The organism is Novosphingobium ovatum (genome assembly GCF_009909235.1).
GTDB lineage: Bacteria > Pseudomonadota > Alphaproteobacteria > Sphingomonadales > Sphingomonadaceae > Novosphingobium > Novosphingobium ovatum.
Genome location: NZ_JAAAPO010000005.1, coordinates 16,320 through 25,620, shown reverse-complemented (window position 1 = coordinate 25,620; position 9,301 = coordinate 16,320). Strand labels below are relative to the sequence as shown.

The window sequence follows — 9,301 nt, the reverse complement described above, 5'->3', positions numbered from 1 at the left end:
GGGCGTTACCGCCGTCAGGGGCGTGGCTCTCGGCGCTCCCCACCCGCCCGCGCATTCAGCAACCGCTTGAGCCTATCCTTGTCCGCCGTGACCTGCGGCTCGGGCTTGTAATCCGGGTCGTGGGCCTCGTTGTGGGCCTCCAGCGCCTCCAGATACCCGCTCAGCGACAAGCTGCGCCAATCCAGCCCCATTGCGCCGCAATTCGACAGCACCTGCCCCTTTCGGTAAGGCTCAGGCGCGCGCGCTACCCGGTCGCGCTTTCCATCGCTTTTTTTTTGAGCCGCACACCAAAGATCGCCGCGCTCAGAATGCGCCAAGCCAGCGCCGCGCTCTCGGCGAGCGGGCGGGCCGGATAGGCATAGCCGCGCACCAGCTCGGCCGCGCGCAGCGGGCCAACCTCGGCTTCGGAGCCATCCACCATTGCCCGATTGCCGCCGATCAGGCCCAGCCGGATTGTCTCGCGGATCTCACTCACCGTCGCGCCGCCGCCTCCAGCAAAAACGATGTTGCCGTCCTTGTCCTGACCGATCCCGGCGCGCAGCTTTTCCTCGATTGTCAGGATAGAGGCACCAGCGGCGCGCTCCAGCTCGATGACCTGCGGCATGGGCAGCCAGAACACATACTGCCCATCCGCAAAATCAGCCTCGACCCGCGTTTCCATCGTCAGGCCGCCGTGTAGGTCCATGCCCCATCGCTGACCAGCGTGATTTCGCACGAACTGTTGCCGTCGCGCGGGCCAGTGATGTTCAGGGCCGTGATGCCCATCTTGCAGGCGAGAGTGCCCAGCAGCACGCCGCCGTCGGTGCCGTTTTCGGCGCAATACTCGACCTTCACATTGACCTTGGTGCCGACCAGATCGATTTCATCCGCATAGGTGTCAGCATTCGTCAGGCCACTTGCGGTCACGTCCAGCTTCTTGCCCGAGAAGCGAACCTTGCGCGCCGGCACCGCGCCGGGCTTTGCGCAATCACGGACATAGTGGTCGCTGCTATCGGCACTGACGTTGATGTTAACGTCCGCCTTGCCGCACGAAATCGTGAATGTCTCGGACGGGCTACCCCCGTCGCCAATCTTCAGCACGAAGAAGTCAAATTCGGTCGGGAAGGTCATTTTCGCGGCTCCTCGGTAGCGTGCCGAGGGCTTAGGCCGCGCTACCCCTCGCTTTTACCGCCGTCAGCGGGCCGGATTGCGTGAATGCTGGCGCGGCGGCGTTCCGGGTCGCCCAGCATGTCGGAGAGCAGCACGCTATCGATCGCATCGGCCACCTCTTCGTCGCCACCGTCGATCAGCCGGCCCTTCATCATGTCGAAATCCTCTGGCGACAGCACCTTGTTGCGGGAGAGCTGCGCGATCAGCACGGCCATCAGCGAGCCGAGTTGTTCTTTCGAGAGATAATCCATGCCCGAAGGCTATCACGCCTGCGTCAGGCCGCCAACACCCGGCAGTTGATCTGGGCAAACCAGTGGTAATGGTCGCGGTCGCCATCCTCAAGCAGGCGGATATCGGACAACCGGACACGCACCCGCCCGCCGTCTTCCAGATCGATCCAGCGCGGCGACAGGGCCGTCTCAATGGCGCCGCCGATGCTACCGGCGTGATCCTCTGCCGTCTCGGCCACAGCCCCGGCGCTTTCGCGCGGCCCGGCGAAGGCATGAACATCCCACGACACTTCTGCCCCCTCGACCGCAGCGGCGTAGAACGGGCGCGTCAGCGGCGCGCGTAGCAGGATATGCGGCCATGTGGGCACGCCAGCAGGATTGATCGAGCCAGCGGGCACGAGGTCCGTCAGGCCAGTGTCAGCCTTTAGGTGCGCGAGCAGTGCGCGGCGCACGAGGCGTTGCAGGGTGGTCGCCATCAACGGCCTCCAGTTCAAGTTCAGGTTCGGGCAGCGGCGGCGCGGCGGCGGCGATGGCCTCATCCACCTCATGCGCACCGGCGGGGAAATCGATGGTCACCAGCGGCGTGCGATAGGTCCACGGTTGTGCGAGGGTGATCTTGGTCATTTCGCGCCTTTCAGGATTTTGCCCAACTCCTGGGCGAACAGCTTGCGGATGACCGGCGCCATTTTATCGCGGGCAGGGCGCATGTAGGGCCGGGCTGCTACCTTGGATGTGCCGGTCTCTAGCCCGAGCGCATAGGGCGCATCGGATCGCACCTCAGCGGAGAGCGCGCCAGTCTTGGTATTGGTGATGTGAGCCTGCAAAACGCCGGTGTCGCGGTTTGGCGGCTCACCGGGTTTCGATGGCACATGGCCCTTGCCAGACACTGCTCCGGCCGAGATTGAGCGGAATGCCTCTGCGCGCACCATGTCGGAGCCGACGAATACGACCTTGCCAGCCGCATCGATCGCGCCCGTCCTCAGCCCGCGCAACCGCCGCAGATGCCGATCCTTGCCCTTGAACCCCATATCAGGCCACCTTTCGCGCGCGGCATTCGTATCCGATGCCCAGAGGGTCCAGATCGACCGATTGCAATTGCCAGACGCCCGCGTTCGCGCCGGTGGCCACGATCAAGCGGCAAGCGGTGGTGAGCGCTCCAGCTAGCGTGGAAGCCAGCACCTCCACCCGCATGTCGCGCTCGACAAAGCCGGGGTCGCTGCGCATTTTCTCGGTCGGCGCATCAAACATCGCCTGACAGGTCAGCGTTTGCCCAGCCGCAGGCGTCACAATAGACCCGCCAGCGTCAAAGGTGGGCGAGCCGGGGATATAGACCTGCACGTCCGCAAATGGGCCGCCACAGGCCGCCGAGAAGCCGCGCGCGATGGCAGCAAAGGCCCCGGCGAACATCAGCAGTCCATCCCGGCAGGAGGCGTCCACGCGAGGCGCGGGCCAGCGAACGCACGGCGGCGCAGGGTGATGAACTCCTGACCGTAGGCCGTGGCGGCAAAGCCAGTGCGCGATGCCGCAGCGTCTGCAACGGTGGCCGAGAAGGTGCCGGACTTGAACGAGGTGACGCCCGCAGGGACGGCCCCGGCCACAACACCGACCTCGACCAGACGATGTGCGGCATAGGCCATTTCAGCGCGCGCCCGGATCGCTTCGGGGAACGTAGCGCAATCCACCGCCGCTTCCGCCAGCCACAACGTGACGGCCTCGTCAGACGCGGCAGACAAGGCTGGATACCTGGTCTTTAGGTCGGTCGGGGTGGGCGCGGTGTATGCCATGGCGCTGGAATGGCGCAGACAGGGCAGGGGCGTTACCGCCGTCACAGCAAAAAGGCCGCCGGTGTGAACCGACGGCCAGTTGCCCCAGAGTGGTCGCAGGGGGGATCAGTTGGCGGCGTTGCGCGCTTCCAACGCCAATTCAATGGCGGCCAGAATATCCGCCTTCTTCGTTTCCTCGCCAAGGTCGATGCCTTCGTGCGCGGCAAAGTCCTTGAGCTGGGCGACAGTCAGCTTGGCCAGTTCGGGCGCGGCGTCGGCGGTGTCGTCAGCGTCAATGACCTCGAACCATTCCGGCGCGAAATCGTCAGCCATGGCCGAGGCGCCCACCTCGACCATGACCAGCTTGCCGCCATGCCAGACACCACGCGAGCCGGTGCTGATGTTACGGACCAGCGTCATCAGAAGCTATCCCGATACACGATGGCCTTGGGCAGGCGCGCTTCAAAGCCGCCCACGTTCATGATGCCCGCCACCTCATAGACCATGCTGGACTTCTGGAACGGCTGCAGGAAGGTGTGCGGACCGGGCAGGTGGAACTTCAGCACCTGACGGTTGCGATCATAGGCGATCAGGCGCGTGGTGCCGCCGGTGCCCGCCGTTTCGAGCGCGCGGCTCTTGAGGATGGTCAGCGATTCGCCCGCCGTGTTGTTCGCCTTGAGATAGGACAGGATCGTCATATCCGAGCCGGTCGAGCGCGGCGTGGTTGCAATGTAGTTGTAGACGCTGGTCGGCAGAACCAGCGTATTCGCCACATGGGTCTCGCCGGTGCCGGTTTCGACAGCGGTGATCGCCTCATTGATGTCGGCCAAGATTTGGTCCGGCGTCTTGCTCGTCCACAGGCGCGACGAACCAGTGCCATTCGCCGCCACCTGCGCCGACGGCGACGAACCGTTGTTCACGAACCCGGTCCAGCCCTTCTCGCTAACACCGCCGGGCGTCTTGCCGGTCATGGCGATCCCGTAGATAAAGCGATCAGCGGCCATGCCAGCGGCCAATGCCTTGTCCGACGACAGGGCGCGTCCCATCTTGGCAGCGCGCTGCATTTCCTGCGTGTTCCATTCGTAGCCGATACCGGCCAGATGGAAGTTGCGGGTAGCCTGCGCCATCTTGGTCGAGGCATAGGGCATATCAAACGCCCCGGCAGCGAGGAACTCGGCATTGCCGACTTGATCCATGGACAGGACCAGCGTGCCCACGTCCCACATGTCGCCCGACGAATCCACGTCCATGAAGCGCATGATGTCGAACGAGGGATACTCGGCCATGTAGACCTCGGCCTCGATGCGGTGCAACTGCGGCGTCAGGAAGGCATAGCCCACCTGCGCGTCCGAGAAGAACGCATCGATCTTGTCAGCGAAGGTCGATGCGTGGCGGGCGTTGTCGTTCGTCCACAGAGCAATGACCTGCCGCTTCAGATCGGCGTCGGCCAGCATGAACATCTGCGGGTCGGTGATGCGGCCCGAGGCGGAGTCATAGAAATTGGCAATCGCGTTCATGTCCGCCTCCTCAGCGCTTCACAATCTTGACCAGCGCGTCATCGGCGCCCGTCGTGTCAAAAGTCCAATCGGTCAGCGGAATGCCGCCGCTGGCGACGAAATCACCGGCGCTGTCCACGAACACTGCCGCGCCATCGGTCACCGAACCGCCAGCCGTGACCCAAATCGGGGTGCCGCCGGTCAAAATCGCCACGTTGTCGTACTGCTGATATTCGTCAGCATCGGCACCCGGCATCAGGGGCAGGTCGCTGGTCGCGATGGAGATGCCCAGGAACGCGTTGCCCGCCACGGTGAGCGAGAAGCCATCGCCCGAGGCAAAGTCGGTCGCGCCATCAGCCAGCGTGAATGCCAGCCCGCCAGCGCTGAACGCTGCCGCAACGGCTCCGGTGCCGACCACAACGCCGTCGGGGTCGGTCAGGGTGAACTTGCCCGCGTTGGTGCCGGGCTCAATCACCACCAGCGAGTAGACGCCGATTTTGGCCCCGGCCGAGACAGTGACGGTCCCCATGGCGCCGTTGCCGGTGTTGCCCGAGAACGCCGCCGAGGTCGCGGTGAGCGTCTGGGTCAGCACGCAGCCATGGTCGCCAGAGCCACGGAACACGGCCTTGCCGAAGCCGATGCCAGCGGAGGTTTCGCAGGTGCGCGAGATGCGGTTGCCACTCTCGCCATTGGCGATCATACCCGGATAGGCGGCAGCAATCGTGTCGGTGTAGGTGGTCTGCAATTCAGCCATGATCTATCTCCTCAGCGGGCGTAGCGCATGGCGCGCAGGCCAGCGACGGCGGTGGCGTTGTCAGTCAGGACAGCGGGTGCGCCGATGGGAACAATGGTCTGGGCCACGGGCTTGGCATCGGCGGCGAGAACCGCAAATGCGCCAGCGACCGCAGCATCCTCGACCGGGCACTTGTCGCCCAGCTTGGCCGAGACCACGGCACGGCGGATTTCCTCGGCCGTCTTGCCGTCGGTGACGATGGTCGGAACCACCGCCTTTGCCTGCGCGATCAGCGCCGAACGGTCAGCGACCAGCTTGTCGATGGCGGCAGGGGCAGTCGCAGCCTTGGCGTCGGCAAGCTGGGTCTCCAGCGCGGCGATCTTGCCATCGCGGGCGGCCAGTTCGGCCTTGGCATCGGTCAGGGCTTTGGCACTGTCAGCCAGCGCCGCGTCCTTCTTGTCGAACACGGCACGCACCGCGTTCTCATCGGCCAGCGACACGGGCAGGCCGTCCACAACAATACTCGCCATCGCTGGCTTCCTTTCGTCTTGGGAGAAAATGGCCTTGAGCCGGTTCAGCTCGTCGGCGGTTACAGCATCGCAGATCGCGTGATCGGCAATGCGGCATTCGGGGCCTGCGCGGCCATGATCGACAATCGCGACATGATTGCCCCGGATCGTCGTCTGCCGCGCTACGCATTTGGTGCCATCCGGGGCGGTAAAGTCGCCAAACTCGATCCCGGCGGCATAGCCATTCGACAGCTCGCCCTTACCGCCCCGCACCTCTCGAATGATCGCCGCGTCAGTCAGCAGCAGGTCGAACGCCAGATATTGGCCATCGCGCATTGCGCCCATGACCACCCCTCGCGCATGGTCGCGCCAGTTTTCAGCGGTGACGGGGACGGGCGGATGGTTGTCGGTGATGGGCTTGCCGATGAAGCTGCGTGCAGCGGCTTCGTCAAACACGGCGCTCTCATCGCGCAGCACCTTGACCAACCCCCGATCACGCAGGCCATGCGCGTTCTGCGGGTCGATCTCGGAGCCGAGGTAATCATAGACGCCGGTGCGCGCGACCTTGGCACGAACGGCCATATACCCGCCAGCGGTTTGGCGCTTCACATCCAGAATGAGGGTGTCAGAGAACAGCATGAACGACGGATAGGCCCGGCAATGCGCAGGTTTTACCGCCGTCAGAAGGCGGACAAATGGCGGAAAACAGCGGCGCGCTTTTCCTGCCGCTTTTCCTGCCGCTTTTTGCCGTGGCTAAAACTCACCATCTAGCGTCAACACCGCCCGGCTGGTGCAGCCGCAGTGAATAAGCTGCCCCGGCCTGTCCTGCGGCGGCTTGTGCGGGCCGGATTTGGCCTTGTCGTCATACCGTTTGCCGTCGCGTGCAGCGTGTTCTGCGCGCGGGTGGGCCTTGTGGCTCGACACCCACTCCCACGTTGACAGTCCCGCCTCGGCACGGCGCTGGTCGTTCAGCGTTTCGGCGGCCTTGCTCAACTGATCACTGGCGATGTTCAGGGCGCGGCGGCGTCCCATGGCCACAGCCTCGCGGATCTGCGCGGCCACCTCACGGGCGGGGCGCTTTTCGGTCAGGCCGCGAAACACGGCATCACTGATCCGGCTGCGGGCCTGATCGGAGACCGATCGCACCAGCTCAACATTGCGCTCGATCACCGTGCCCAGCGTGGCGCGCATGTCGCCCGGCCCGATCATCATGCCCGCATCGATGCCAGTGGCCCGGTTGATCGATGCCAGCCACTTGCTCCTGTGCGCGGCCTCGACCATCGCGGCCCAGCGCTCCAGCCGCACCCGCAGGGTAACCAGCAGGGCGGCAGTCGCGGCATCGGTCGATGTGATGACGCCAGACAGCTCAGGCGCGGCGTCGGTGGTGATCTCGGACAGGCTGCGCTGGTATTCGTCAATCAACGGGGCGATAGCCTTGCCCCATACGTCCAGCACCGGGGCATAGATCGCCGCGTACAGGTCACTGGCGAGGGTCCCCGGCAGCCGAACCTCGCGGAATACGATTTCCCGGCGGCGCGTGCGGCCTGCGCGCTGCACCAGCCCGGCCAGATCGTAGCGCATCAATCGCCGCCGCCGTTAAACTCCGCGAACACCTCGGGGCCCAGCTTGATCGGCCCGCGATACGGCTCAACGCCCGCCAGATCGACCGGCGCACCCGTCAGGCTCACATGCGGCTGGTAGGCCTCGAAATCCCACGATGCCCCCGCCTCGCGGATTTGTTCATGTCGCCACGACAGGCGCGACGAGGTGAACAGCAGCACGGCGGTGCGATTGCCCAGCGGTTCGACAATGCGGACGCCACCGGGCGGGATGGTCAGCGAACCATCATCCGCTTGGCTCCACTCCTCGCTGATCGTCATCCAATCGACCGGCGCGCGCGAGGCGGCAATGGTGACATGCAGGTCCGGCTGCAATTCGCCCAGGCCCTGCTCGGTTGCCCAGCGTTGCAGATCGGCGCGGTTCAGGACGGGCCGGGAAACGTATAGGCTGCGCGGCGCGGCGTCGGTGAGGGGTGTGCCATCCGGGCCTAGCGCAGGCGGGTTGGCGGCGGCAGGCGGCGAGGTGATGCCAAAGCGCTGTGCCTCAGGGATACCGTCAAGGGCCTGCCCAAGCCCCGGCATCCATCCGCCCTCAACAATGGCGTTCTGCGCGGCCTGAGCGAATGCCTGATCTGGCATGGCGTGCAGATTGGCGACGACGTTGAGCGCGTCGGCGGTGGTCTTGAAGCGCGTGGCTGCCTTGTCCTCGTCCGGCATCTCCAGCGGGGCAAAGTCGTAATCCACCTTGTCGGGCACCGAGCCGAGGGCAGACGGCACAAGGTAGCGGTCGAGATTATCAAGGCAGGGCCCAAGCTCAAGTGTCTGCTTGGCGCGGATTTTCTTCGACCAGTCCTTCTGCTGACTGTCACCGCTGCTGTTCATGCCTTCCGGTGCACGGCCCAGCAGGCGCGTGGCCGGAATGTCCGAGATGGCGCAGGCGAACTCGTTGTAGGCGTTCAGTACGTCTTTTGCGCCCGCGAAATTGTATACCACGTCGGTGATCGCCTCGCCGGGCATGTCAGGGCCACCAGCGTCATAGATCGCCATGTTGTAGATCGACTCCGCCATGGCCATGGTTTTCAGCCGTGCCGCCATGGCATTCTCGCCGTCCGGCGTAGAGACCAGCTCGCTCAGGCCGGGAATGCCAATGCGCGTCAGGCGGGCCTTGTGCAGCAGCGCCGCGAAGGAAGCGCGCGCCGTGTCGCTGTCCCGCACCGCGTCAAGCACCTGCTCGACCGTGCTTTCGCCCCAATACTGGTCGGCCATGCCCGCGACGGATGACGATGCCAGCGCGGCGGTCGTGTCGGCGCGAAACGGAATGACGCGGCTTGGGTGGATGGTGATCTGACCGCGCTTTGCCGTGTTCATCCGCCACATGGCAGGCTGACCAAAGCCGGGCTTGGTTGGGTCATCGGCCAATTCGGTGAAGCTCAGATGCCAGCGCGAGACGACGTTCACAAATGCCAGCCCGCCCTTGCTGACCGTGGCCGGGGCAGGGTCTTGAGGCAGGCCCGGCAGGCCCAGCACAAGCGCACCGCCGCCCAGCGCACGCAACACCTCGGCCGCCAGCAGCTTCTGCGCCAGCCCGTGCCGCTTTTCCTCGGCTTCCAGCGCCTCGATCTGATCGCGCTCCATCTCCCAGCACCGGCCTTCGCGGATCATGTCCAACGCCGGGATGGTGATGATCTTGCGCATCAGGCCGGAGCCGGAATAGGCCGCGTAAATCTGCTGCTGGCTCAGCCGCGCGCGCTGGTGGTATTGGCCTGCTTGGCGGGCGTCGCGTGAAGTGCCAGCGCCGGTGATGGCGTTGCGCAGGCTGTCGGCGAAGTTGGCAAGGATACGCATGGTTGCGGCCTATCTGA

Annotated in this window: 15 protein-coding genes; all 15 read right to left on the bottom strand. The window is 65.0% G+C overall.

Features of this window, described 5'->3' with window-relative positions; translation table 11 throughout:
* Window positions 1–14 precede the first annotated feature (14 nt).
* Window positions 15–191, bottom strand: a complete 177-nt coding sequence (locus GTZ99_RS12475; protein WP_161719380.1) for a hypothetical protein — start codon at window positions 189–191, stop codon at window positions 15–17.
* A 53-nt stretch (window positions 192–244) separates the two neighbouring features.
* Window positions 245–685, bottom strand: coding sequence for a GTA-gp10 family protein (locus GTZ99_RS12470; protein ID WP_161719378.1), 441 nt, complete (start codon window positions 683–685; stop codon window positions 245–247).
* A complete protein-coding gene (locus tag GTZ99_RS12465; protein WP_161719376.1) occupies window positions 664–1,110 on the bottom strand; it encodes a phage tail tube protein in 447 nt (148 codons plus the stop codon). The genes GTZ99_RS12470 and GTZ99_RS12465 overlap by 22 nt, the downstream gene beginning before the upstream one ends.
* 41 nt (window positions 1,111–1,151) lie before the next feature.
* Window positions 1,152–1,400 carry a hypothetical protein gene (locus tag GTZ99_RS12460; protein ID WP_161719374.1) on the bottom strand — a complete coding sequence of 83 codons (249 nt, stop codon included), beginning with the start codon at window positions 1,398–1,400 and terminating at the stop codon, window positions 1,152–1,154.
* Window positions 1,401–1,423: 23 nt separating this feature from the next.
* Complete coding sequence (locus GTZ99_RS12455; RefSeq protein WP_161719372.1) at window positions 1,424–1,855, bottom strand: DUF3168 domain-containing protein; 432 nt, start codon at window positions 1,853–1,855, stop codon at window positions 1,424–1,426.
* On the bottom strand, window positions 1,797–2,003 hold the full coding sequence (locus GTZ99_RS12450) for a hypothetical protein (protein ID WP_161719370.1): 207 nt from the start codon (window positions 2,001–2,003) through the stop codon (window positions 1,797–1,799). The genes GTZ99_RS12455 and GTZ99_RS12450 overlap by 59 nt, the downstream gene beginning before the upstream one ends.
* On the bottom strand, window positions 2,000–2,407 hold the full coding sequence (locus GTZ99_RS12445; RefSeq protein WP_161719368.1) for an HK97-gp10 family putative phage morphogenesis protein: 408 nt from the start codon (window positions 2,405–2,407) through the stop codon (window positions 2,000–2,002). Before GTZ99_RS12445 ends, GTZ99_RS12450 begins: the two co-directional genes overlap by 4 nt.
* 1 nt (window position 2,408) lies before the next feature.
* Entirely contained in the window at window positions 2,409–2,786 is a 378-nt protein-coding gene (locus GTZ99_RS12440; protein WP_161719366.1) for a hypothetical protein, read from the bottom strand.
* Complete coding sequence (locus GTZ99_RS12435) at window positions 2,786–3,163, bottom strand: DUF4054 domain-containing protein (protein WP_227711363.1); 378 nt, start codon at window positions 3,161–3,163, stop codon at window positions 2,786–2,788. Before GTZ99_RS12435 ends, GTZ99_RS12440 begins: the two co-directional genes overlap by 1 nt.
* 105 nt (window positions 3,164–3,268) lie before the next feature.
* The gene (locus GTZ99_RS12430; protein ID WP_161719362.1) at window positions 3,269–3,562 is read right to left on the bottom strand and encodes a hypothetical protein; all 294 of its coding nucleotides are present in this window, start codon (window positions 3,560–3,562) and stop codon (window positions 3,269–3,271) included.
* Window positions 3,562–4,659, bottom strand: coding sequence for a DUF2184 domain-containing protein (locus GTZ99_RS12425; protein WP_161719360.1), 1,098 nt, complete (start codon window positions 4,657–4,659; stop codon window positions 3,562–3,564). Before GTZ99_RS12425 ends, GTZ99_RS12430 begins: the two co-directional genes overlap by 1 nt.
* A 10-nt stretch (window positions 4,660–4,669) precedes the next feature.
* Window positions 4,670–5,392: a structural cement protein Gp24 gene (locus GTZ99_RS12420; protein ID WP_161719358.1), complete on the bottom strand. Its 723-nt coding sequence runs from the start codon at window positions 5,390–5,392 to the stop codon at window positions 4,670–4,672.
* A gap of 11 nt (window positions 5,393–5,403) precedes the next feature.
* The gene (locus GTZ99_RS12415) at window positions 5,404–6,519 is read right to left on the bottom strand and encodes a DUF2213 domain-containing protein (protein WP_161719356.1); all 1,116 of its coding nucleotides are present in this window, start codon (window positions 6,517–6,519) and stop codon (window positions 5,404–5,406) included.
* A gap of 114 nt (window positions 6,520–6,633) precedes the next feature.
* Window positions 6,634–7,461 carry a phage minor head protein gene (locus GTZ99_RS12410; protein WP_161719353.1) on the bottom strand — a complete coding sequence of 276 codons (828 nt, stop codon included), beginning with the start codon at window positions 7,459–7,461 and terminating at the stop codon, window positions 6,634–6,636.
* Complete coding sequence (locus GTZ99_RS12405) at window positions 7,461–9,284, bottom strand: phage portal protein (protein ID WP_227711327.1); 1,824 nt, start codon at window positions 9,282–9,284, stop codon at window positions 7,461–7,463. The genes GTZ99_RS12410 and GTZ99_RS12405 overlap by 1 nt, the downstream gene beginning before the upstream one ends.
* Between the last annotated feature and the right edge of the window lie 17 nt (window positions 9,285–9,301).